Annotated in this window: 27 protein-coding genes; 17 read left to right on the top strand and 10 right to left on the bottom strand. The window is 63.9% G+C overall.

The annotated features are described in order from the left end of the window. Positions 1 to 76: 76 nt before the first annotated feature. The gene (locus EHO51_RS02605; protein WP_124737579.1) at positions 77 to 1,063 is read right to left on the bottom strand and encodes a tyrosine recombinase XerC; all 987 of its coding nucleotides are present in this window, start codon (positions 1,061 to 1,063) and stop codon (positions 77 to 79) included. Between the two features lie 36 nt (positions 1,064 to 1,099). Next, positions 1,100 to 1,423 (bottom strand): DUF1476 domain-containing protein, encoded by a 324-nt coding sequence (locus EHO51_RS02600; protein ID WP_026222812.1) that lies wholly within the window; start codon positions 1,421 to 1,423, stop codon positions 1,100 to 1,102. A gap of 267 nt (positions 1,424 to 1,690) precedes the next feature. Between EHO51_RS02600 and EHO51_RS02595 the strand changes: the two genes are divergently transcribed. The 5 genes from EHO51_RS02595 to purQ all read left to right on the top strand — a co-directional run bounded on the left by EHO51_RS02595 (position 1,691) and on the right by purQ (position 4,658). Then, positions 1,691 to 1,960: a hypothetical protein gene (locus EHO51_RS02595; RefSeq protein ID WP_164479332.1), complete on the top strand. Its 270-nt coding sequence runs from the start codon at positions 1,691 to 1,693 to the stop codon at positions 1,958 to 1,960. A gap of 328 nt (positions 1,961 to 2,288) precedes the next feature. Next, the gene (gene purC, locus EHO51_RS02590) at positions 2,289 to 3,083 is read left to right on the top strand and encodes a phosphoribosylaminoimidazolesuccinocarboxamide synthase (RefSeq protein WP_014892432.1); all 795 of its coding nucleotides are present in this window, start codon (positions 2,289 to 2,291) and stop codon (positions 3,081 to 3,083) included. A gap of 19 nt (positions 3,084 to 3,102) precedes the next feature. Beyond that, a complete protein-coding gene (locus EHO51_RS02585; protein WP_124737578.1) occupies positions 3,103 to 3,666 on the top strand; it encodes a Uma2 family endonuclease in 564 nt (187 codons plus the stop codon). Between the two features lie 66 nt (positions 3,667 to 3,732). Then, positions 3,733 to 3,969 carry a phosphoribosylformylglycinamidine synthase subunit PurS gene (purS, locus tag EHO51_RS02580; RefSeq protein ID WP_018407422.1) on the top strand — a complete coding sequence of 79 codons (237 nt, stop codon included), beginning with the start codon at positions 3,733 to 3,735 and terminating at the stop codon, positions 3,967 to 3,969. Continuing rightward, entirely contained in the window at positions 3,969 to 4,658 is a 690-nt protein-coding gene (purQ, locus tag EHO51_RS02575) for a phosphoribosylformylglycinamidine synthase subunit PurQ (RefSeq protein WP_124737577.1), read from the top strand. Before purS ends, purQ begins: the two co-directional genes overlap by 1 nt. A 3-nt stretch (positions 4,659 to 4,661) precedes the next feature. Here the strand turns inward: purQ and EHO51_RS02570 are convergent, their stop codons facing one another. Beyond that, entirely contained in the window at positions 4,662 to 5,360 is a 699-nt protein-coding gene (locus tag EHO51_RS02570; RefSeq protein ID WP_124737576.1) for a winged helix-turn-helix transcriptional regulator, read from the bottom strand. 57 nt (positions 5,361 to 5,417) lie between these two features. Here EHO51_RS02570 and EHO51_RS02565 point away from each other — a divergent pair, with 57 nt between their 5' ends. The 3 genes from EHO51_RS02565 to EHO51_RS02555 are packed head-to-tail and all read left to right on the top strand — an operon-like array spanning position 5,418 to position 6,873. Continuing rightward, on the top strand, positions 5,418 to 5,870 hold the full coding sequence (locus EHO51_RS02565; RefSeq protein ID WP_124737575.1) for a VOC family protein: 453 nt from the start codon (positions 5,418 to 5,420) through the stop codon (positions 5,868 to 5,870). Next, positions 5,867 to 6,223, top strand: a complete 357-nt coding sequence (locus EHO51_RS02560) for a DUF1428 domain-containing protein (protein ID WP_124737574.1) — start codon at positions 5,867 to 5,869, stop codon at positions 6,221 to 6,223. The genes EHO51_RS02565 and EHO51_RS02560 overlap by 4 nt, the downstream gene beginning before the upstream one ends. After that, entirely contained in the window at positions 6,223 to 6,873 is a 651-nt protein-coding gene (locus EHO51_RS02555) for a glutathione S-transferase family protein (protein ID WP_124737573.1), read from the top strand. The genes EHO51_RS02560 and EHO51_RS02555 overlap by 1 nt, the downstream gene beginning before the upstream one ends. A 10-nt stretch (positions 6,874 to 6,883) precedes the next feature. Here the strand turns inward: EHO51_RS02555 and holA are convergent, their stop codons facing one another. The 3 genes from holA to leuS all read right to left on the bottom strand — a co-directional run bounded on the left by holA (position 6,884) and on the right by leuS (position 11,373). Continuing rightward, complete coding sequence (gene holA, locus EHO51_RS02550; protein WP_124737572.1) at positions 6,884 to 7,909, bottom strand: DNA polymerase III subunit delta; 1,026 nt, start codon at positions 7,907 to 7,909, stop codon at positions 6,884 to 6,886. Positions 7,910 to 7,934: 25 nt separating this feature from the next. After that, positions 7,935 to 8,480: an LPS assembly lipoprotein LptE gene (locus EHO51_RS02545; RefSeq protein WP_124737571.1), complete on the bottom strand. Its 546-nt coding sequence runs from the start codon at positions 8,478 to 8,480 to the stop codon at positions 7,935 to 7,937. A gap of 157 nt (positions 8,481 to 8,637) precedes the next feature. After that, positions 8,638 to 11,373: a leucine--tRNA ligase gene (gene leuS / locus EHO51_RS02540; protein ID WP_124737570.1), complete on the bottom strand. Its 2,736-nt coding sequence runs from the start codon at positions 11,371 to 11,373 to the stop codon at positions 8,638 to 8,640. A 79-nt stretch (positions 11,374 to 11,452) separates the two neighbouring features. Here leuS and EHO51_RS02535 point away from each other — a divergent pair, with 79 nt between their 5' ends. Continuing rightward, positions 11,453 to 12,220, top strand: a complete 768-nt coding sequence (locus EHO51_RS02535) for a class I SAM-dependent methyltransferase (protein WP_245434714.1) — start codon at positions 11,453 to 11,455, stop codon at positions 12,218 to 12,220. Between the two features lie 91 nt (positions 12,221 to 12,311). Continuing rightward, the gene (locus tag EHO51_RS02530; RefSeq protein ID WP_205788992.1) at positions 12,312 to 12,923 is read left to right on the top strand and encodes a TylF/MycF/NovP-related O-methyltransferase; all 612 of its coding nucleotides are present in this window, start codon (positions 12,312 to 12,314) and stop codon (positions 12,921 to 12,923) included. 99 nt (positions 12,924 to 13,022) lie between these two features. Here the strand turns inward: EHO51_RS02530 and EHO51_RS02525 are convergent, their stop codons facing one another. Beyond that, positions 13,023 to 13,586, bottom strand: a complete 564-nt coding sequence (locus EHO51_RS02525; RefSeq protein ID WP_124737568.1) for an HdeD family acid-resistance protein — start codon at positions 13,584 to 13,586, stop codon at positions 13,023 to 13,025. Between the two features lie 189 nt (positions 13,587 to 13,775). Here EHO51_RS02525 and EHO51_RS02520 point away from each other — a divergent pair, with 189 nt between their 5' ends. After that, the gene (locus EHO51_RS02520) at positions 13,776 to 14,447 is read left to right on the top strand and encodes a YggS family pyridoxal phosphate-dependent enzyme (protein WP_124737567.1); all 672 of its coding nucleotides are present in this window, start codon (positions 13,776 to 13,778) and stop codon (positions 14,445 to 14,447) included. Positions 14,448 to 14,500: 53 nt separating this feature from the next. Here the strand turns inward: EHO51_RS02520 and EHO51_RS02515 are convergent, their stop codons facing one another. Then, complete coding sequence (locus EHO51_RS02515; protein ID WP_124737566.1) at positions 14,501 to 15,043, bottom strand: L,D-transpeptidase family protein; 543 nt, start codon at positions 15,041 to 15,043, stop codon at positions 14,501 to 14,503. Positions 15,044 to 15,127: 84 nt separating this feature from the next. On the opposite strand from EHO51_RS02515, the gene EHO51_RS02510 reads away from it, so the two are divergent. From EHO51_RS02510 to EHO51_RS02490, 5 genes are all read left to right on the top strand, one after another. Then, on the top strand, positions 15,128 to 15,760 hold the full coding sequence (locus EHO51_RS02510) for a winged helix-turn-helix domain-containing protein (RefSeq protein WP_124737565.1): 633 nt from the start codon (positions 15,128 to 15,130) through the stop codon (positions 15,758 to 15,760). A gap of 72 nt (positions 15,761 to 15,832) precedes the next feature. After that, complete coding sequence (locus EHO51_RS02505) at positions 15,833 to 16,303, top strand: cyclic nucleotide-binding domain-containing protein (protein WP_124737564.1); 471 nt, start codon at positions 15,833 to 15,835, stop codon at positions 16,301 to 16,303. Positions 16,304 to 16,436: 133 nt separating this feature from the next. After that, the gene (locus EHO51_RS20435) at positions 16,437 to 16,901 is read left to right on the top strand and encodes a hypothetical protein (RefSeq protein WP_164479331.1); all 465 of its coding nucleotides are present in this window, start codon (positions 16,437 to 16,439) and stop codon (positions 16,899 to 16,901) included. Between the two features lie 136 nt (positions 16,902 to 17,037). Continuing rightward, the gene (locus EHO51_RS02495) at positions 17,038 to 18,678 is read left to right on the top strand and encodes an alpha-D-glucose phosphate-specific phosphoglucomutase (protein WP_124737563.1); all 1,641 of its coding nucleotides are present in this window, start codon (positions 17,038 to 17,040) and stop codon (positions 18,676 to 18,678) included. A 69-nt stretch (positions 18,679 to 18,747) separates the two neighbouring features. Next, positions 18,748 to 20,067 (top strand): DUF3422 family protein, encoded by a 1,320-nt coding sequence (locus tag EHO51_RS02490; RefSeq protein WP_124737562.1) that lies wholly within the window; start codon positions 18,748 to 18,750, stop codon positions 20,065 to 20,067. A gap of 39 nt (positions 20,068 to 20,106) precedes the next feature. Here EHO51_RS02490 and EHO51_RS02485 read toward each other — a convergent pair whose 3' ends face one another. Both EHO51_RS02485 and EHO51_RS02480 read right to left on the bottom strand, forming a co-directional pair. Next, entirely contained in the window at positions 20,107 to 20,364 is a 258-nt protein-coding gene (locus EHO51_RS02485) for an exodeoxyribonuclease VII small subunit (protein WP_124737561.1), read from the bottom strand. A 33-nt stretch (positions 20,365 to 20,397) separates the two neighbouring features. Continuing rightward, positions 20,398 to 21,810 carry a cation diffusion facilitator family transporter gene (locus tag EHO51_RS02480; RefSeq protein ID WP_124737560.1) on the bottom strand — a complete coding sequence of 471 codons (1,413 nt, stop codon included), beginning with the start codon at positions 21,808 to 21,810 and terminating at the stop codon, positions 20,398 to 20,400. A 116-nt stretch (positions 21,811 to 21,926) separates the two neighbouring features. Here EHO51_RS02480 and EHO51_RS02475 point away from each other — a divergent pair, with 116 nt between their 5' ends. Continuing rightward, positions 21,927 to 22,367: a VOC family protein gene (locus EHO51_RS02475; RefSeq protein ID WP_124737559.1), complete on the top strand. Its 441-nt coding sequence runs from the start codon at positions 21,927 to 21,929 to the stop codon at positions 22,365 to 22,367. Positions 22,368 to 22,662 lie beyond the last annotated feature (295 nt).

Raw genomic sequence — 22,662 nt, 5'->3', positions numbered from 1 at the left:
CCGCATGGCTTTGCCATGCGACCCTCCCCCTCAAGGGGAGGGTGGGTTTGCTGCTCACCAATATCTTTAGGATTCCTCACTTCGCGCGCGGATGCGCCGAGCGATAAGCATCGAGCAGCCGCGTCTTATCGACGGCGGTATAGATCTGCGTCGTCGAGAGCGAGGCGTGGCCGAGCAATTCCTGGATCGTGCGCAGATCGCCGCCGCGACCCAGAAGATGCGTGGCAAAGGAATGACGCAGCGCATGCGGCGTCGCGCTCTCTGGCAGGCCGAGCGCCCCGCGCAGGCGCTGGACGGCGAGCTGGATGATGCGCGGCGAGAGCGGCCCGCCTCGCGCGCCCACAAACAGCGGCCCGCCGGCAAGATCATAGGGACAGAGCGCGAGATAGGCCTCGATCGCCGAGCGCACCGGCGCGATGACCGGCACGGTCCGGCTCTTGCCGCCCTTCCCCAGGATCGTGACCCGATCGGCGGCGCCAACCGGCGCCGCGTCGCTCCCGATCGACAGCGCCTCGGAAATTCGCAGGCCGGCGCCATAGAGCAGCGCCAGCACGGCGGCGTCGCGAGCGATCACCCAGGGCTCTCGCGCCTCGCCGGCTCTTTGTTCGGGGTCCACGACGTCGCGGGCGTCGGTCACGGTAAGCGCCTTGGGTAGGCTGTGCGGGCGCTTGGGCGGACGCACGGCGCCAAAGACGTCCGTGCGGGCGAGGCCCTTCTTCTCGATGGAGCGCAGAAAATTGCGCACCGCGGCGAGCGCCCGCAGCAGCGAACGGCTTTCCAAGCCATCGCGGCGACGCTTGGCCATGAAGGCGCGCAGATCGGCGGGTTGGAGAGACTTAAGCGCGGCCGCGTCAGGCCGCTCTCCGGTATGTTGCGCCAGAAAGCCCAAGAACGTGGCGAGGTCCCGGCCATAGGCCTCAACTGTGTGCCGGGAGGCGCGCCGCTCGCCGGCAAGATAGCGCAGCCATAGCGCCGCTTCCTCGGCGATCGTCGGCGCCGCCTGAAAATAGGAGGCGTCGGGAAGCGGCTTCTGTCGGGGCGCTCTTAAGGACGAATCGCGCATAAGCGACTATCGCCCGAGAAAATGAATAAAGGCCGGCTATTGGCCCGACTTGATCTCGGCTTTCGCCTTGGTCAGCATCTCGTCCATGGTGCGGCGGATTTGATGCTCGGACTGGTTCACGCCCGCCGCTTCAAAATCCTTCTTGACCAAGGCCACGACCCGCTCATCGGCGTCGGCGGTCACTTCCGCTGCGACCAAGGCGTCCGCGTAGGCCTGCGCCTCGGCGCCCGTCTTGCCGAGCTTTTCGGCCGCCCAGAGGCCAAGCAGCTTGTTGCGGCGCGCTTCGGCGCGAAACTGCAGCTCCTCTTCATGGACAAAGCGTTTTTCGAAGGAATCTTCGCGCTGGTCGAACGTGCTCATGTCCATCCTCGGCCGGGTTGTTCTTAAATCAGGACTCGGCGATCATGCGCCGCATCGGCGTGGGCTCGATATATGCGTATTTGCGCGCAAAGCCAATGCCGGAAAGCGTGATCCTGGCCGCGACGAAACCGCCCCCTACCCTGCCCGCCACGGTGCGAGGGCGAACAGAGCCGCGCGCCGCGCCGAATTGCAATAAGCGCGCCGGTGCGGCTATTTGTCGAGGCGTAATGTTTTCCGTCCGGCGATCGGACGAAACGGGGGCGCTTCATGAAGAAATTTGCATGCGTTATTTTGTCCGCCTTGGCGCTTACGAGCCCGGCCTTCGCCCAGAAAATGACGAGCGACGACCTCAAATGGATCAATCAGTGCATCAGCGATAACAAAGGCGAGGAAGGCGGGAAGCCCGACATTATCCGCGCCTATTGCATATGCATGAACGAGAAGATGGACGATAACGAAACCCGGTCCGTCACCCAATGGGAAAAGGCCAATCCTGAGGCCCAGCAGGACTGCGAGAAGAAGGCCGGCTGGAAGTAGCGAAAACGCCAAGGCCACGTCCGTTTGCGCCATGAGCGTCGCAGGGGCGAACTGGCGCGGCGGAAAATCGTCGACCAGATGCTCAAATTACGGGCGCCGGCGCGAGCGAGAGGAACCAACACGGCGACGGCGCCGCTGGGCCGCCGCCCTCTCAGTTTCATTGTATCGTCTTTCCCTTTGCGATAGAGTGTGGTGTCGGCTTGTCACTGGCCGCCAAAGACGCTAGGACCGCCGGTGCTCGCGGCAGGGCGCACGCCCGCCGCCGCTCCCTCAGAGCCGCCCAGAAGCCGGCATGCGTTCACACTTCGGAGGAGCGACGACCCGCCATATGGACTTCCTCAAGCCCCGGTTGATCCCAATGAACCGCCGACGCCGCATCTACGAGGGCAAGGCCAAGGTCCTCTATGAGGGCCCGGAGCCCGGCACTTTGATTCAGCACTTCAAGGACGACGCCACGGCCTTCAACGCGAAGAAACACGAGGTGATCGACGGGAAGGGCGTGCTCAACAACCGGATCTCCGAGTATATCTTCCAGCATTTGAACAGCATCGGCGTGCCGACCCACTTCATCCGCCGGCTGAACATGCGCGAGCAGCTCATCCGCGAGGTGGAAATCATTCCGCTCGAGGTCGTCGTGCGCAATGTCGCTGCCGGTTCGCTCGCCAAGCGCCTCGGGATGGAAGAGGGCACGCAGCTGCCCCGCTCGATCATCGAATTCTACTATAAGAACGACGCGCTCGACGACCCGATGGTGTCCGAGGAGCATATCACCGCCTTCGGCTGGGCGACTCCCCAGGAGATCGACGACGTCATGGCGCTCGCCATCCGCGTCAACGATTTTCTCTCCGGGCTCTTCCTCGGCGTCGGCATCCGCCTCGTCGACTTCAAGATGGAATGCGGTCGGCTCTGGGAAGGCGACATGATGCGAATCGTCGTCGCCGACGAGATTTCGCCCGACAGCTGCCGGCTGTGGGACATCAAGTCGAACGACAAACTCGACAAGGATCGCTTTCGCCGCGACTTGGGCGGGCTGGTCGAGGCTTATACCGAAGTCGCGCGCCGTCTCGGCATCATGCAAGAAAACGAGACGATCCGCACCGGCGCGCCGAAGCTCGTGCAGTAGGCAATCCCGAAGGGCCGCCATGGGCGTTCCTCATCTCGATTCAGGTCCGATGCGCGCGGAGGAATTCTTCGCGTTCACCGCGACGCGTCCCGACGACGAAAAATGGGAGCTGATCGAAGGGGAGCCGGTCTTGAACGCCACGGCCAGCCGTCTGCATCAGACGATCATTCGCAATCTCACGGTACTGCTAGATGCGCTGGCGCGCGAGACCAGCGCTCCTTGGGAGGTGCTGCCGGGGCTGGGCGTCCGCATTTCCGACATCAGCGTGCCAGTTCCTGACGTTCTGATTCGACCCGCGACGTTCACTGGCGTCGAATGCGACGATATGATCATCGCGTTTGAGGTTCTTTCTCCATCCACAGCGAACAAGGATCTGCGCTGGAAACGGAAAGCCTATGCGACGCTGCCGTCGCTCAGACAGTATGTGGTCATCGCGCAGGACGCGGTTGAAGTCGTGTCCTTCGATCGCGCCAACGACTTCGCCGAGCGCCGTTTCGAGACGGCGGAGAGCGTGCTCGACCTGCCCGTCATCGGCGCGTGCATGGACTTGCGCGAGATCTATCGCGGCACGGGTCTGCTCTAGCGCCGGCTTGCGCTTCGCGCGTCGAGCCAGTAACCGTTCCGCCATCTTCTGAACTTGGAACAGCGCATGAAAGCCCGCGTCGTCGTCACCCTCAAATCCGGCGTCCTCGATCCGCAAGGCAAGGCGATCGAAGGCGCGCTGAAATCGCTTGGCGTCGAAGGCGTCGCAAGCGTGCGGCAAGGCAAGGTGTTCGACGTGGAGCTCGCGGGCGCCGATGCCAGCGCCGCCAAGGCGCAGTTGCAGGCGGCCTGCGAGAAGCTGCTCGCCAATACCGTGATCGAAAACTATCAGATCGATCTGTGATGAAAGCCGCTGTCGTCGTTTTCCCCGGCTCCAATCGCGAAGGCGACATGGCCCGCGCGCTGACACAGGCGACGGGGCGTTCGCCGTCGATGCTGTGGCACGCCGACCACGAGCTCCCCGCCGGGACGGACCTTGTCGTATTGCCCGGAGGCTTTTCCTACGGCGATTATCTGCGCTGCGGCGCGATCGCCGGCCGCGCCGCCATCATGGACGCTGTGCGCGCGCATGCCGCGCGCGGCGGACTGGTGCTGGGCGTCTGCAACGGCTTCCAGATTCTCTGCGAAAGCGGGCTTCTGCCGGGCGTGCTGATGCGCAACGCCAATTTGCGCTTCGTCTGTCGGATGCAGCATCTCAAGGTCGAACGCAACGACACCGCCTTCACGCGACAATACGCAAAGGGCCAGACGATCGAAGTCTGCATTGCGCATGGCGAGGGCAATTACGAGGCCGACGATGCGACGATCGAGCGTCTGGAGGGCGAAGGCCTCGTCGCCTTCCGCTATTGCGACTCCGCCGGCAACGTCGGCGGCGAGGCTAATCCCAACGGCTCGCGCAACGATATCGCCGGCATTTATTCGGACAGGCGCAATGTGCTCGGCCTGATGCCGCATCCTGAAAATCTCATCGACGCGCTCGTCGGCGGAACCGACGGCCGCGGGCTTTTCGAGAGCCTCGCCAGCGCGGCGTGATCCTCACGCTTTTTGCGGCAGCGGAAAGAGCTTGGTGAAGCGTTCGGCGAGCGCGCGGTCGCCCTCGACCCAAAGCGCCTTCTCAGCCTCAAGCGCCTGAAGCGGCGCGCCGCCATAGACCACCGCGGCGATCGCCCTCGCCGGCCCGGCGAAGACGACGTCGGCTCCATCCAATGCTTGCCGCGCAGCCTCGCATGCGCCGCTATGGATCTGCACCAGGAACGTCTCGTCGCCGATGCGAAACCCGACGCGCACGTTCAGTCCCTTCGCCCTGCTCGCGTCGAACATCGTCTTGAACGACAGCATCAGCGAGGCCGCGCTCAAAGGCAGCGTCGGGTCGTGCAGCGGCGAGCGCGCCGCCCAGCGGCCGAGGACGCCCAAGACCGGCTCGATCTCATAGCCCCAGGGCGTCAATTCATAGACATGGCTCGCCGCCGGGGGCGGCAGCTTGCGCCGGCTCAGCGCGCCGATGTCCTCCAGCCGCTCCAGCCGCTGGGTCAGCACATTGGCGCTGATTCCGGGAAGATCGGCGCGCAGGTCGCTGAATCTTTTCGGGCCGAACATCAGTTCGCGCATCACCAGCAGCGCCCAGCGTTCGCCAATAAGATCGAGCGCATGGGCGGCGCCGCAGGCGTCATCATAGGTGCGCGTGGAAGGGCGACTCTTATCCTGGGTCTTTTTAGTTATTTTTACTAACTTCATTGTTGCATTTTATAACTTGTGCGGTAGGTTCGGCAACGTGCGGTTTGAGGAGCGTCCATGTCCAAGCTTGTTTTCATCAATCTTCCGGTCGCCGATCTGCCCAGGGCGACCGCTTTCTACGAGGCGGTCGGGGCCAGGAAGAACCCGCAGTTCTCCGACCATACCGGGTCCTGCCTGGTTTTCTCCGACACCATTCACGCGATGCTTTTGACCCATGAGAAATTCCGTCAGTTCACGACGAAAGAGATCGCCGATGCGCATAGGAGCGCAGAAGTTCTGATCTGTATTTCGGCCGACAGTCGCGCCGATGTTGACGCCGTCGTGGAAAAGGCGACGCGCGCCGGCGGCGCGGCAGATCCTACGCCGACCCAGGATTTCGGCTTCATGTATGGCCGCAGCTTCGAAGATCTCGACGGTCATATCTGGGAGATTATGTGGATGGACGCCGAGGCGGCATCGAAGGCATGCCAACAAGAAAAGACCTGTCAGAAGGAAGGAGCGGCGCAATGAGCTATGTCGACGGTTTCGTGATTCCCGTGCCGGCGGAAAACAAGGACGCCTACAGGAAAATGGCCGCACTCGCCTGGCCGATCTTCAAGGAATTCGGCGCGCTGGAACTGATGGAATGCTGGGGCGACGATTTGCCTGACGGCAAGCTCACCGACTTCAAACGCGCGGTTGCAGCGCAATCCGGCGAGCAGGTGGTTTTCTCATGGATCGTCTGGCCGTCGAAGGACATACGCGACGCGAGCCACAAGAAAATGTATGAGGATCCGCGCATGAAGGCGCTCGGCGATATGCCCTTCGACGGCAAGCGGATGATCTTTGGCGGCTTCGAGCCTCTGCTCGATGTGAAAGCGTGATGACGCCGAAGCTCTATGGGCATCCGTTTTCGTCCTATACGCAAAAGGCGCTGATTGCGCTTTACGAGAACGAGACGCCTTTTCAGTTTCGGTCGCTTGAGGACAAGCAGGCGGAAGCCGAATGGATCGGCCTTTGGCCGATCAAGCGCTTTCCGCTTCTGCTCGATGATGATCGCAGCGTCATGGAGGCCAGCGTCATCGTTGAATATCTCGACCTCCACTATCCGGGCCGGACGGCGCTCGTGCCGCGCGATGCGCATGCGGTCGAGGTCCGCTTCATGGATCGGTTCTTCGACAATTACGTCATGACGCCGATGCAAAAGATCGTGTTGGATCGTCTGCGGCCCGAAGAAAGTCGCGATTCATTTGGAGTCGCCGACGCGCGTCGGTCGCTCGACACCGCATACGGCTGGCTCAACGAAAAGATGGAAGGTCGGGAATGGGCGGCGGGAGAGGATTTCTCGCTCGCGGATTGCGCGGCGGCGCCGGCGCTTTTCTACGCCGACTGGGCGCACCCCATCGACAACGCGCTGGTCAATGTAAAGGCCTATCGCCAGCGGCTGCTCGCGCGTCCCTCCTTCGCGAGAGCCGTCGACGAAGCAAGACCATATCGCGCTTATTTTCCTCTCGGCGCGCCGGATCGGGACTGACGCCGCCCGCTCATCGCCGCGCCGCGCGCGCGACGTTCCACAGCGCGCGCTCGGCCTCCATCTGCGCCACGCCGGCGTTGGCGCGCGCCCGCATCTGTGCGGCGCGCAGCGGCTCTATCAGCGCGCCAAGCCGCGCGGATGACCAGCTCTTGAGCTGTTCATCCATCAGCGCGCGGTGCATGAAGCCAAAGCCCGCACGCATCAGCGCCGAAACGCCGGCGTCAGGTCGCCCGCCCTCGCGCTCCATGGCGAGACGGGCGCGGTGAAGCGCCACGGCGTAGCGCAGAGCCCCGATGACAAGCTGCTGCGCGTCGCCGTCCTGCGCGAAATAGGCGTCGAGGGCAGCGCCGATATCGGCGGCGCCCGCGAAAGCCGCCGTCACCATGCGATCCGACGCGATGTTCGAGGCATGCGCGACGATCGCTTCAACGTCCTGTGCTTCGACATGCTCGCGGCCGTGCATATAGAGCGCGAGCTTTTCAAGCTCGGCGCGACTCATCAGCCGGTCTTCTCCAAGCGCGCCGAGCAGCAGGCTGCGGGCCTCGGGACTGACGACAAGGCCGGCGTCGCGCAGGCTGCGATCGATCAGCGCCTGCAAATCCGCTTCCGCGTCGGGCTGGCACTCGATCGCCGCGCCCTGCTTGGCGCCCTCGACCAGCTTGCGTAGCGGCGCGTCACGCCTTAGCGCGCCAGCGGTCAGCACGACCGTGCAATGCGCGGGCGGGGCGCCGATAAGCGAGGTCAGCGCCGGAATGACGGATTTGGCGCCGGTCTCGACGAGGATGGCGCGCCGTCCGCCAAAGAGCGGCGTGGTGTTGGCCTCGTCGAGCAGCGCAAGCGGGTCGGAGGCGACGCCATCGCCGCTCATCTCGACGAATTGGAAGGGATCGCGGCGATCGTCGACGCGTTTTGAGACGAGCGCGAGCGCGCGCTCACGCACCATGCCCGCGTCGGAGCCGAAGACCAGGAAAAGAAAGACGCCCTCGGGCGGCGCGGCGATGAAGCGTTCGGCGTCGCGACTCTTGACCGCCGTCATGAGGCGCTATCGTCCGCCTCCGCCGTCAATAGCGAACGACGGCGGGAGCCGGGACAGGCGACAGGCGCGTAGCGAGCACGGTGGCGATTCTGGTGCGGATCGAATCGGCGATGACCCGCGCGTTACGGATCTCTGCGTCGCGTGCGGCGCGCACATTGGAGAAACGGTTCGAGAAACGATCGTAGCTCGCGACGTTGAAAGCGATGCCCTTCGTGACCTCCACCTCATCAGGGATGGTGACGAGCCGATATTCGGCGTCGACGATCACCGTCGCCGATGTGGCGCGGCCGGTCACAGTGTCGAGAATCGGCGTCTGCACGCGCTCGCGGAGCACGACCATCAGCCGGTAGCGCGGCGGCGGCTGCGAGCCGGTGCCGTTCAGGCCGAAGATCAGCTCATTGCGGACATAGTGGCCGAGCCGCTGCGGAATTTCGTCGACCGCGATCGAATGCAGCTCGGCCGCGAGCGGCGCGGAGTCGAGCCCAAATCCTGCCGGCGCATAAAGCGGCTGGATGCAGCCGGCGAGCGGCAAGGCGGCGGAAAAGGCGGCCATCACGACCAGGAGCCTCATCCTGAGGAGCCCGCGCAGCGGGCGTCTCGAAGGATGCTCCAGAAGGCGCAGCGAGGAGCCCTCGACCCTTCGAGACGCGCCTTTCAGGCGCTCCTCAGGGTGAGGGCTTTGTGGGTCGCTCGAAACGCGGAAAGCCTGGGACGCGCGACATGCGGTTTCAAACCACCACATTGACGATCCTTTTCGGAACGAGAATGAACTTCCTCAGCGGCTTGCCTTCCATGGCGCGCTGAACGCCATCTTGCGCCAAAGCCTCTTTGCGAATCGTTTCCTCGTCGGCGTCATGGGCGACAAGAATTTCGGCGCGCTTTTTGCCGTTGACCTGCACCGGCAGGCTTATCATCTCCTGGGCCAACAGGGTAGGATCGGCCGCCGGCCAAGGCGCTTCAGCAACCAGACCTTTGTGGCCCAAATCGGCCCAGCACTCCTCGGCGACATGCGGCGTCATCGGCGCGACAAGCCGAACGAGCGCGTCCGCCGCCTCGCGGAAGGCGAAGGCAAGATCGGCCGGAACCGGCGTTTCGGTCACGGCGTCGAGCGCGCTGGTCAGCTCATTGGCGAATTCGCGGATGCGGGCGATGGCGCTGTTGAAGCGCAACCGCTCGATATTTTCGCTCGCCTGGGCGATCGAACGATGCGTCGCCTTGCGCACGGCGAGCGCGAGATCGTGAAACGCCGCCGGCGGCTCAGCCCCGACGGGCGCGGCCACCCGTCCCAGTTCACCGGTCAAGCGCCACAGGCGCTGCACAAAGCGCCATGCGCCCTGCGCGCCCTCGTCCGACCAGATGACGTCGCGATCGGGCGGGCTGTCGGACAGGACGAAGAGGCGCGCCGTATCGGCGCCATAGCTCGCCACGATATCGTCGGGATCGACCGTGTTCTTCTTCGACTTCGACATTTTCTCGATCGCACCAATTTCGAGCCGCTCACCGGTGCTTACAAGATTTGCAACGCGAATATTGGCAGTCGAAATCTTCAGACCGCCCTCTGGCGGCGGCTCATTGGGGGTAGAGCTGGTTGCCGTTTGAATGGCTGTGCCCGCACTCGGAACACTCGACGCCGGCACGAATTCAAGTCGAACGTCGGAGGGAGACACCCATTCCCCAGTCTGCCTCTTATAGGTTTCATGCACGACCATGCCCTGGGTGAAGAGTCCGGCGAAGGGCTCCGCCACCGCGGCGTGGCCGCTGTCGCGCATGGCGCGCGCGAAGAAGCGCGAATAGAGAAGATGCAGAATCGCGTGTTCGATGCCGCCGATATATTGATCGACCGGCAGCCAGCGCGCGAGCGCCTCGGCGCTCGCCGGCGCCGTCTCATTATGCGGATCGGCGAAGCGGGCGTAATACCAGGACGAGTCGACGAAAGTGTCCATCGTGTCGGTCTCGCGCCGCGCCGGCGCGCCGCAAGAGGGACAGGGGACATTCTTCCAGCTTGCGTGGCGATCGAGCGGATTGCCGGGCTGATCGAAGGAGACGTCTTCGGGCAGCCGCACCGGCAGATCGGCTTCGGGAACCGGCACCGGCCCGCAGGTCTCGCAATGGATGATCGGGATTGGGCAACCCCAGTAGCGCTGGCGCGAAATCCCCCAGTCGCGCAGCTTGAAATTGACTTTCCGCTCGCCCTGGGGATGGCCAAAAAGCGCCGTCGTCGTCAGACGGTTCGCGACCTCGTCCTTGGCCTGCGGCACGGCGAGGCCGTCGAGAAAACCGGAATTGACCAGCCTGCCCTCGGCCTCGAAGGCTTCGCCGCTTGTCGCAATCTGCGTTTCGAGCTCTTGGGGATCGCCGCTTTCCGGGCAGACCACGACCTTGAAGCCGAGCCGATATTTCGTCGCGAAATCCAAGTCGCGCTGGTCATGCGCCGGGCAGCCGAAGATCGCGCCCGTGCCGTAGTCCATCAGAATGAAGTTCGCGACATAGACCGGCAGCGTCCAGCTCGGATCGAAGGGATGAACGACGCGCAGCCCCGTGTCGTAGCCCATCTTTTCCGCGGTCTCGATCGCTTCAGCGGACGTCGCGCCGCGCCGGCACTCCTCGGCGAAGGCGGCAAGCGCCGGGTCCTTCTCGGCGGCGGCCTTCGCCAGCGGGTGGTCCGCGGCGAGCGCGACGAATTTCGCGCCAAACAGCGTGTCGGCGCGGGTGGTAAAGACCTCGATCTCGCGCGCTTCGCCAAGCGGCTCAGCCAGCGCGAAGCGCACGAGCATGCCTTCCGAGCGCCCGATCCAGTTGCGCTGCATCAGCCGCACCTTGTCGGGCCAGCGCTCGAGATCGTCGAGCGCAGCGAGCAGCTCTTCGGAATAGTCGGTGATCTTGAAGAACCACTGCGTCAGCTCGCGCTGCTCGACGAGCGCGCCTGAGCGCCAGCCGCGGCCGTCGATGACCTGCTCATTGGCGAGCACGGTCATGTCAACGGGGTCCCAGTTCACCTTGGACTTCTTACGGTCGACGATGCCGGCTTTCAGGAAATCGAGGAAAAGCTTCTGCTGGCGCCCGTAATATTCGGGATCGCAAGTCGCGATCTCACGCGACCAGTCGAGCGACAGCCCCAGCGTTTTGAGCTGCGCGCGCATCGCGGCGATATTCGCGTAGGTCCATTGGGCAGGATGCGCGCCGGTCTGCGCCGCGGCGTTTTCGGCGGGAAGGCCGAAGGCGTCCCACCCCATCGGATGCAGGACGTCGAAGCCCCTGGCGCGCATGAAGCGCGCGATGACGTCGCCCATCGAGTAATTGCGCACATGCCCCATGTGCAGCCGGCCCGAAGGATAGGGAAACATCTCGAGCACGTAATATTTGGGCGCGCCGGCGCTGTCGCCTGCCTTAAAAGACTGTTTTTCTTCCCAAATCTTTTGCCAGCGGGGCTCCGCCTCGGCAAAATTATAGCGTTCGGGTCTCATTTTGCTGGCGAGTCCGGTCAAAGGCTTGCGGGATTGCGCCTCTAATGCCGGTCGGTCGGAGGGATGTCAAAGGGCGCTCGTGACCGGACCGTCCCGCATTCGAGTTGATGCGCTGTCGCGCGCCGGCCTACTTTGGCGCATGATTCACACGAGCGCGACCTGCTCCATTTGCGGCGGCGGCAGCTTCACATCCCACAAGGTTCTGTGGCCTGCGCTGATCGCCGAATGGCAGCTCTCTGAAACCGAAGCGGCCTATATCGACGAGCAGCAGGGATGCGCGTGCGATGGCTGCGGGGCTAATTTGCGGATCGTGGCGCTCGGCGACGCCGTTCGCTGCGCGACGGGCTTCGATAAGACCATCCGCGCATTCGGCGAAACGCCAGAAGCGGCGCGTCTGCGCATTCTCGACCTCAATGGCGCGCCCGCGATCTCCCCCGCCCTAGCCGCGCTACCCGAATATGTGCGCGCCGATTATCCGAAGGTCGACATGTTAGCGATGCCCTTCGCAGATGGCGTTTTCGACCTCGTGATACATTCTGACACGCTTGAGCACGTGCCGCATCCGGTTCGCGCACTGCAGGAATGCCGGCGCGTTTTAGCTCCCGGAGGAAGCCTCTGCTTCACGGTTCCTATCGTTGTTGGACGTCTCACCCGCACTCGAGACGGCTTGCCCAAGAGCTATCACGGCGATCCCGCGACCAGCACGGAAGACCTCCTTGTCCGAACCGAATTCGGCGCTGACGCGTGGCGTTTTCTTTTTGAAGCAGGATTTCGCGAAATAGCGATGCATGCAGTCAAATATCCTGCCGCTATCGCCTTTCGCGCGATTCAAATCTCAATGGACTGATATGAGCGTTTATCATCAAGATGGATTGCACAGCATCCATAATCATGAATTTATGGAGGATCCCGACTTCGTTCGCGCCTATGCGCGCGGCGTGAAAGCGGCAGGCTGCGATTACAACTGGCACTGGCGCGTCCATGTGGGGCTCTGGGCAGCCGCCACCGCAGCAAAGCTTCCCGGTGATTTCGTCGAGTGCGGCGTCAACCGAGGTTTTCTTTCCTCGGCGATCATGACGCTCCTCGATTGGAACGCCCTTGATCGTCGATTCTATCTTCTCGATACATTTTCCGGATTAGACGAACGGTATGTCTCGGAGGAGGAGAAGGCCGCGGGCGTTCTGGAGCGCAACAAGGCAGAGATCGAAAGAGGTTTCTACACTTTCGAACCCGAGGAGGTCCGCAAGAACTTTTCGGAGTGGAAGAACATCGAGATCATCGTCGGCTCTATCCCTGACACGCTGCCGCAAATTGGCGCCAAGCGCATCGCCTTCCTGCACATCGACCTCAACTGCTCCCCGCCCGAGGTGGCGGCGGCCGAGGCCTTGTGGGACCGGCTGACCCCAGGCGGGCTGATCCTGTTGGACGACTACGCCTATAGCGGCTACCGCTCCCAGAAGCTGGGCATGGACGGCTTCGCCAAGCGTCGCGACGTTCCCATTTTGTCGCTGCCCACCGGCCAAGGGCTCATGATCAAGCCGGCCATCTAATCTCCTTGGTTTGCGAAAGGTCGGAGGACTCAAAGGGCCGACGTCGGCTACTTGGCTCAAGGGGCCGGGCCGCCGGCCCCTTTTTGCTCTCTCAGGCGCTCAGGCCTTCGCCGAAAGCCCGACGGTGATCCAGCTGACGCCCTCGAAGATCAGATTGATCGCGAGGAAGAGGCCAAGGATGTAGAGGCCCGACATCGGCCACTGGGCCAGGACCATGCCGCCCAGCACGATGCTGATCACTCCAGAAAACGCCACGAGGCCCCAGGGGCCGACGTCGCGAATGTGCCAGGCGAGGATCAGCTTGAACAGGCCGGCGGCGATCAGCGCGACGCCGATGATCGCCGTCAACGACACCGCCGCGAGCAAAGGATCGCGGAAGACCAGAAAGCCCGCGACGATCGTGATGACCCCGATCGCGCCCCAGAGCAGCGCCCTGGTCCAGGGTCGGATCTGAACGGCCGTGACAATCTCCATCGCGCCGGCGACGAGCATCGCCGCGCCGACATAGAACACGGTCACGAGCGTGGCGGTCGTGACGTCGTAGAGTGCGAACAATCCGCCGATGAGCATGAGCGCGCCAAGCGCGACGATCCATCCCCATTTGCGGCGCAGATGATGCAGATGCATCGTGCGCCCGTCGTAAGTCAGGCTGTCATTGACCATTATCGGCCTCCAATTCGGTGGGAACAATCCTTGGTAGGCGGGACGCGTTTCTCAATAATGAACGTGTGCGACGATCCCGCCCTTCCGCCCGCCGGAAGCTTAACGCGCCGGACTGCACGAAGTTCCGCGCTGCGAAGGCGTAAAACATTCGGCGCTTGACCCGGCCGCCGAAATCGCGATTTTCGCGCCATGGGAGCCGCCGATCGCCTTGAATCGACTTGCGAAGCGATTCGCCGCGCTGCAGTGGACTGTGGCCGCGATCCTGGCGCCGTTCGCCTCGTCTGCGTCACCAAGACCTTTCCGGCCGAGGACGTGGCGCCGCTGCTGGAAGCGGGCCATCGCATTTTCGGGGAAAACCGCGTGCAGGAGGCTATGGGCAAGTGGCCCCAATTGCGCGAAAAATATCCGGACATCGAATTGCATCTCATCGGCCCGCTGCAGTCGAATAAGACGCGCGAGGCGGTCGAACTCTTCGATGTCATAGAGAGCGTCGACCGCGAAAAGATCGCCAGGGCGCTGTCCGAGGAAATCGCCAGGACCGGCAAGCGCCCGCGGCTGTTCGTGCAGGTCAACACCGGCGCCGAGCCGCAAAAGGCCGGCGTTCTTCCCGAAAGCGCCGACAATTTTGTGGCCGCCTGTCGCGACGCTTATGGATTGAACATCGAAGGGCTGATGTGCGTGCCGCCCCTGGGGGAACAGGCGTCTCCGCATTTCGCGCTGCTCGCCGACATCGCCGCGCGCAATGGCATCGCCGAACTCTCGATGGGCATGAGTTCGGATTTCGAACTCGCGATCCAGTTAGGGGCAACTTATGTCCGCGTCGGGTCGGCGATCATGGGCGAGCGCCACTATCCCGCGTGAGACGGCGGCCCCTCTTAGACTCGCGCGGATGATGGCGGGCGGTCAGCGGGCGCCTATCCGATCAACAGCGAGACCTTGCGTCCCAACCGCGGCAGAAGCCGCGCCATGTCGCGGGCGCGCAATGCGACGCAGCCGGCTGTGGGCGAAAGATCATCCGTGGCGATATGGAAGAAAATTGCGCTGCCGCGACCGCGCACGCGAGGACGAAGATTGTAGCCCATCACGCCGACGGCGTCATAGAGCGCGTCCTTGCGCCACATGTCCTCATGGCCGAGGCGCGACGGCGCCCGCAGCGGTTTGTTATAAAGAAAGGAGCGCGGATCGTCGCACCAGAGATCGTGCGGCCGCGCGCGCCGCCATGGCAGGCGCAGGGGCGCGGGCGCGCGCAGGTAAAAATAGAGGAGCGGCCAACGGCCGGCCGGACTCGCGCCGTCGCCTTCGCGCTTGTTGCGCACAACGCCGCTGCGGCCGAGCGCGCAAGGAAGAACGAGCGAGCCGGCGATCAACCTTCCCTCATGCGGACGGCCGCCCATGCGCCGCGCGACGCGCAGCAAGGCCAGTCCGGCAGGTTTCGCACGGTTCGTTCGGCGATGCATGATGTGTTCATATGCGCCGCTCGCCGGCGCGTCTGAGCGCTATAGCAGGAATATCCTTTTTGACGCGAGGAGCGCCACCAGCCGATGTCCCTTTCGCGCACTTTGAACATCGCCGCCAACGCCCCGTTGCGGGCGATGCTCGTCGAGCAATTCGCCGCGCTCGGCCGCTATGCGCTGCGCGACGGCCAGCTCGGCCCGCCCGGGGAAGATTGGCCGGATGCGGCGATCATGGACGAATCCCATTGCGATCCCAAAGCGCTTGCTGATGCGCGCGCGCGCGGCTGCAGGACGCGTGTCGTGCTCATCGCCGATGAGCCGAAATCGCCGCCGCTGGGGGTCGACGCCGTCGTTACCCGTCCCATCCGCTTTGCGGAATTGGTGGCGCTCATCGATTCCGCACCTGCGTGGACGGCTGTCGGCCCCTATCGTTTCGAGGCTGGCGAACTGCGGGCGCCTTCTGGCGCGCGCTTGAAGCTGACCGAAAAAGAGACGGCGATTCTCGCGAGGCTGGCGCGCGCCCATGGCGCGACGGTGTCGCGCGCGGCGCTGCTGCGCGACGTGTGGGGCTACGGTCCGAATATGTCGACCCGTACGCTCGAGACGCACATTCACCGTCTGAGACGGAAACTCGAGCCATCGCCCGAACAGCCGCGCTGGCTCAAAACGGAACGCGACGGATACCGGCTCGCCGCCAACGAAAAAGACCCCGCGTCTTAACGCTTACGCCACGCTTACGCCGCGCCGCTGGCGCATATAGAGATAGCGTGGGGGACGCCGAACAAAAATGACATGACGCTGGACGACGATATCGACAATCTCGCGCGCATCCCTCTCTTTTCGATCTTCGAGCCGAACGCCCTGCGTATGCTCGCGCTTTCCGCAGAAACGCGCCTGCTGCGAGCCGGCGACGTCCTGTTCCGACGCGGCGAAATCTCGGACGGCGGCTATGTGCTCACCTTGGGATCGATCGCGCTGACCGCCGCAAACGACGGACGTCCTCGGTCGAAGATCGTCCGGCCCTGGACGCTGATCGGCGAAACCGCCCTCCTCGCGCCATCGACGCGCCCCGCCGGCGCGATCGCCCAGGAGCCGGCCACGGTGCTCAAGATTCTGCGGCCATTGTTTCATTTAATTTTGGAGCAGCATCCGGCGACCGCCGCTCGCGTGCGCGATTTCTTTCGTTGCAGGCTTTTGGATTTCATCCACGATATCGGCGCCGAGGCGTCGGCGTCTGACCGCGACGTTGGGCGCTTAACGTAAACGCCAAAAAAAGTCACGTTTCAGCCTCTCGCAGCGGATCAATTTCCGCCTAAGTAAGTTGTTAGTGCGGCGTGAGCTCTAGGGGAGTTTGCGGTGCAGCGCGGCGGACGCCGCGCCAGGAGGAGGAAGAACGATGCGAAAAGGCCTGAAATTGGCGCTGTCCGGCGCGCTCTGCAGCGCGACATTGGCGACCGCCGTTCCAGAAGCGATCGCCGGGCCGATGAGCGCGCCCGATCGGTCAATTGTCGCACCTTCGAGCCCGGTCGAAAATGTCTGGTATCGTCGCGGCTGGGGCTATCGCGGCGGCTGGGGCCGGCGCTACGGCTACCGGCGCGGCTATTACAATCCCGGCGGCGCCATCGCCGCGGGCGTGGGCCTCGGCCTGCTTGGCGCCGGCCTCGCCGCGGCTTCGAGCGGTTATGGCGGCTATGGCTACCCCTATGGCTATGGCTATTACCCGGCCGCCTACAGCGGATGGGGAGATCCCTGGGGCGGCTGGGGCGGCGGCTGGGGCGGTGGCTGGGGCGGCGGCGGCTGGGGCGGCGGCTGGGGTGGTGGCTGGGGCGGCGGCGGCTGGGGCGGCGGCTGGGGCTGGTAAGCTCAACATATTCTCCAGGCAGTCTGAACGGCGGCGCGGGACTCGCGCCGCCTTTTTGCCGTTGCCAAAGACGAATTGTAGAAACGGACGCCGCGCCCCCGCGGCGCCGACAAACACGCGAGGCCTCCGCTCCAAAATGGGGAATTCACAGGCGACCATCATCGCAACGACGCCCTTCGACGACCAACGCCCGGGCACATCCGGCCTGCGCAAGAAAGTCGACGTCTTCAAGCAGCGCCACTATCTTGAAAACTTCATTCAATCGATATTCGACAGTCTGGAGGGCTATCAGGGCGCAACGCTCGTCGTCGGCGGCGACGGCCGCTATTACAACCGCGAGGCGATTCAAAAGATCCTGAAGATCGCCGCGGCCAACGGCGTCGGCCGCGTCGTCATCGGACAAAGCGGCATATTATCGACGCCCGCAGCCTCGGCGCTCATTCGCGCGCTTATGGCCTTCGGCGGAATCGTGCTGTCCGCCAGCCACAATCCCGGCGGCCCGCACGGCGACTTCGGCGTCAAATATAATGTGGCGAATGGCGGTCCGGCGCCCGAGAAGGTGACTGACGCGATCTACGCCCGCACGCGCGAGATTACGTCGTTCAGGATCGTCGAAGCCGAAGACGTCGATATCGACAGGCTCGGCGAAACGCGCGTCGGCGACATGCGCGTCGATGTCGTCGACAGCGTCGCGAATTACAAAGCGCTGATGCAGTCGCTCTTTGATTTCGATCGCATCCGTGACGCTTTTCGGTCGGGCTTCACCTTCACCTTCGACGCCATGTCGGCCGTCACCGGCCCCTACGCGCGCGTGCTGTTCGAAGAGGATCTCGGGGCGCGGCCGGGCAGCGTCATCAACGCGACGCCCCTGCCCGATTTCGGCGGCCATCATCCCGATCCCAATCTCGTCCACGCGAGACATCTTTATGATCTCGCCATGTCCGACCGTTCGCCCGATCTTTGCGCCGCGTCGGATGGCGACGGCGACCGCAATCTGATCATCGGCCGCGGCCGTTTCGTCACGCCCTCGGACAGTCTCGCGATCCTCGCCGCCAACGCCACGATTGCGCCGGGCTATCGCAAAGGCGTCACAGGAATTGCGCGATCGATGCCGACAAGCGCCGCCGCCGACCGCGTCGCGGAAAGGCTTGGCGTCCCGCTGTATGAGACGCCAACGGGGTGGAAATATTTCGGCAATCTGCTCGACGCCGGCCTCGTGACGATCTGCGGCGAGGAAAGCGCCGGCGCCGGCTCCGATCATGTGCGCGAGAAGGATGGGCTATGGGCGGTGCTGTTCTGGCTCGACATCCTCGCGGCGCGCAAGGAGAGCGTCGACGCCATCGTCCGACAACATTGGACGACCTATGGACGCAATTATTATTCGCGTCACGATTATGAGGAAGTCGCGAGCGACGGCGCCCATGCGCTGATCGACGCGCTGCGCCAACGTCTGCCGACTCTCAAGGGCCAATATTTCGGCGGCCTTGAAGTCGCGACGGCCGACGACTTCGCCTATCACGATCCGGTCGACGGCTCGGACTCGCAGCATCAGGGCCTGCGGGTGATCTTCGCCGACGGATCGCGGATCGTTTACCGGCTGTCGGGCACCGGCACGGCCGGCGCGACGCTGCGGGTCTATATCGAGCGCTACGAACCCGATCCTGCGCGGCAGCATATGGAGACTCAGGCGGCGCTCGCCGATCTCGTGAGCCTATCGCGCGAACTCGCCGCCATCGAACGCTTTACGCAGCGCGCTGCGCCGAGCGTCATCACCTGAGCCCCAGGCCGGTGAATGGGATTCAGTCGCGTGAATGACGCAGCCCGCCAATGCGAGCCAAGAGACGCAATGGAAATCAGCGAAAACGAACCCATGACTCTCCGCGAGCATCCATTTCGCGAGGCGGTTCTCGCGGAGCTGCACGCGCGGCCGTTCCTGCCGCTCGACGCGCCGCGGCGCATCTATCACTACGCCTTCGCCACGGACCACGAAGCGGCGGCCGCCGATCGTGAGGCGGTCGGCGCGCTCGCGCTCGCGCATGGCGTGCTGGCGCCGGATCCGGGCGCGCGATTCCACTACTTTATCTTCGGCGACTGGCGGCTTCGCTGGGAGCAACATAGCGAATTCACCACCTACAGCTGGTCGACGGGCGTCGGCGCCGATATCCCCTTCGCGCATGCCGACCCGTTCAAAGCGGGCGAAATCTCCTTTAAGCCGCCGGGAGTGCTCATCGTCGCGACGCAGCTCTGCGTCGTCGACGGCGCGCGATCGGTCGAAGAGCTTGCATCCTATTTCAATTCGCAGAGTCTGTGCGTCGTCGGCGTCGAAGATCGCGACGCGCAGGTTCTGACCGACTTCGCCGTCGACGCCTACGGCTTTACGCGCATGCTGATCCGCAGCAAGGCGCTGCCGCGTTTCGAAGCCGGCCGTCTCGCGCAGCGCGTCCTCGAGATCGAAACCTATCGTACGATGGCGCTGCTCGGGCTGCCGCTCGCGCGGCAAGTGTCGCCCCAGCTCGCCAACATGGAGCGAGAGCTTTCGGGCATCACCGAAGCGCTGAACGAAGCGCATGACAGCCGCGTCAATTACCTTTTGCTGAAGCGGCTCTCGGACCTGCTCGCGAGCAGTCAGGCGCTATCGACGCGCACGGCCTTCCGTTTTGACGCGAGCCGCGCCTATCGCGCGCTGGTGAAGAACCGCCTCTCCCAGCTGCAGGAGAGGCGCGAAGGACAATATGTGACGATTTCAGATTTCCTCAATGCGCGCCTTGATCCGGCGATCGAAACCTGCAACGCCGTCGAGGCGCGCCAAACCCGCTTCTCGGCGCAGGTCGAGCGCGCGACCGATCTGATGCGCACCGGCATCACGCTGGAGATGGAGCGGCAGAACGGCGCTCTGCTTGAAGAGATGAACCGCCGCACGCGGTTGCAGATGCGGCTCAACCGCATCGTGCAGGGAATCACGATCGCCGGACTCGCCTATTTTCTCACCGGACTCTTCAGCTTTGTCGCCAAGGGGCTCAAGGCCGCTGGCGCTTTGCCGCCGCAGGTTTCCGCCGATCTCGTCGCCGCTCTCGCGATGCCGATCGCCGTGCTCATCGCGATCGCGTTCATGGCCCGCGTCCTCAGATTGTCGCGAGAGGCGGCGGAGGAGGAACACTTGGATTAACACTTGGATTAGCACTTGGATTAGCACTTGGATTAACGTCTATTCGACGTCGAAGGGCGCGACTCCTGTCGGCTGGCCGTTTTCGCCAAGGGTGATCTTTTCGATACGGGCTTCGGCCTCGGCCAGAAGAGCCTCGCAGCGCGCCTGCAGCGCCTTGCCGCGCGCATAGAGCTTCACCGACTCGTCGAGCGAGACGGCGCCCTTCTCAAGATCGCCGACGATACGCTCGAGCTCCTGCATCGCCTGTTCGAAGGGCAATGATGCGATGTCAGCGGCGGCGTCCGACTGCTGTGTCATGGCGTCTCTCATAGACGAAGCGGGCATCCTTGGCTATGCGGCGGCTGAGCGATCGCCCGGCTCGGCGCGGCCGACAATGCGCAGAATCGCCGGAAATTCTTCGCGCGTGCGACGCTCGATCTCGTCAAGCGCGTCATGCGCGCTTTGCACGGACACGGCCGCGTCGAGACGGCAGCGGAAGTTGACGACGATTCCTCCGGCCGTTTCGCGGACTCGCACGTCCCGCACTTGCGCCGGCGGTCGCGTCTGAGCGGCGACGCGCGTAAGCGCCGCCTCGATGGCCCCAGCAGTTGCGGGATCGGCGACCTGCGCCGCGAGCAATTGCAGCTCGAGCGGCTCGATATGGGTGTCGACTTCGGCGTCGGCGCCGAATTCGTCGCGTAGCGCGCTCTCGAAGTCGGCGGCGATCGCATGCGCGCGGCCGAGCGGCATGGCGCCATCGAGTTCGACGTCGACGCCGATCGATAGCCTGCCCTCGATTTGCTGGGCGATGACGTGATGGGCGTGAATGTGGCGACGCGCCCCAACCAGCAGGATGCGTTCCGCGATCGTCTCGTCGTCAAGCGCCTGCGGCTCGATCGACAGCGTGACCCGGGCGCGCGGCGTGACTGTGGCGATCGCGTCGGCGACGGCCGATTTGATGCGCGCCGCCTGCTCGACGCGCAAGCCGCGCGAAACGCCAATCGTCGCTTCGCCGACGATGTCAGGGCCAATCGTGCGCAACCGCAGCGACTCGATCGCGATGACGCCCGGCACGTCGGCGATCGCCCTCTCGAGATGCGGCGCCATTTCGCGTGGCGCGGCGTCGAGCAAGGTGTCGATCGTGCGACGGCCCAGCCGAAAGCCAGCGATGCCGATGAAGAGGGCGACGCCCAAGGCGGCGAGCGCGTCGCCGCGCTCGAACCCGTAATGCGCCGCAACGAGACCGAGCAGCACCAGCGCCGATGACACCAGATCGCTCGAAAAATGCAGCGCGTCAGCGGCCAGAGCGTCGCTGCCCTCTTCCTTTGCGATCCGCCGCAACTGCCGCGAGCGCACGAAATCGACGATGATCGAGACGACCAGAACGCCATAGATCGGCCAGCCGGCGTCGATCACGACATCCGTCTCCTGCAGCCGTCTCCAGGCTTCGCCGACGATGAATAAGGCGAGGCCGAAGAGGAAGCCGGTTTGGATCAGCGCGGCCAGCGCCTCATATTTGCCATGGCCATAATGATGTTCCTCGTCCGCCGGCTTCTCCGCTTCGCGCACCGCGAAGAATGTCAGCACTGTCGCGCCGGTGTCGACGAAGGCGTGCCCCGACTCGGACAGCAGCGCCAGCGAGCCAGACCACAGACCGGCCGCGAGTTTCGCCGCCGCGAGCAAAGCGCTGGCGGCGATCGACGCCTTGGCGGCCGCCAGCTTGACGCTGGTCGCCGCTCGCGGAAGAGCCTTCGTCTCGGTCACGTCGATACGCACCTTGTTTGGGGAGCGCCAGCGCTCTAGCAGGCGCTCGGCGTGGGCGCAAATCCACGCCGTGGCACGCTATTATTATGGCGGACGCATCAGATAGGAGCCCGCATATGAGATTTCTGCACACCATGATCCGAGTCGGCGACCTCGACCGCGCGCTGGAGTTTTTTTGCGGCACGCTTGGTCTGCAGGAGGTGCGCCGCACCCAGAACGAGAAGGCGCGCTATACGCTCGTCTATCTCGCCGCGCCCGAAGACGCCGCGCAAGCCAAGGAAAACGGAGCGCCGACGATCGAACTCACCCATAACTGGGACGAACATGCGTATGCCGGCGGGCGGAATTTCGGTCACCTCGCCTTCGCCGTTGAGAATATTTACGACGTCTGCGCGCGACTGCAAGCGGCGGGCGTGACGATCAATCGGCCGCCGCGCGACGGCCATATGGCCTTCGTGCAATCGCCGGATTTGATCTCCATCGAGTTGTTGCAGAAGGGCGCGCCGCTGCCGCCAACGGAACCCTGGGTTTCGGCGCCCAACATCGGCGCTTGGTAGAGGCAAGGCTACTGCGGCGCCACACGATCTTTTGCGCCGCAGCTACGAATTTTTCAGCTGCTCGGAACTATTGCTCTAGCCACGAGTTGAGTCCGGAGTCGTGCTGCGGCCTCAGCTCGGCTGATCACTATGTTATTGATATACTGGCGAACTTCGTCGTGAAGCTGTCACGGCCTTCAGTTAGAAGGCAGCAGCGCACGGCATGGGAGCAAAAGGCTCTAGGCTCTTGCGCCGACAGCCTTGTTCGCCGGGCTTGAGAGATCCCGTCCGCTCGTCGGACGCGGAATTTTTTCAG

The organism is Methylocystis rosea (assembly GCF_003855495.1).
GTDB lineage: Bacteria > Pseudomonadota > Alphaproteobacteria > Rhizobiales > Beijerinckiaceae > Methylocystis > Methylocystis rosea_A.
The sequence above is the reverse complement of the archived record's forward strand: the minus strand, read 5'-3'. Positions and strand labels throughout refer to the sequence as shown.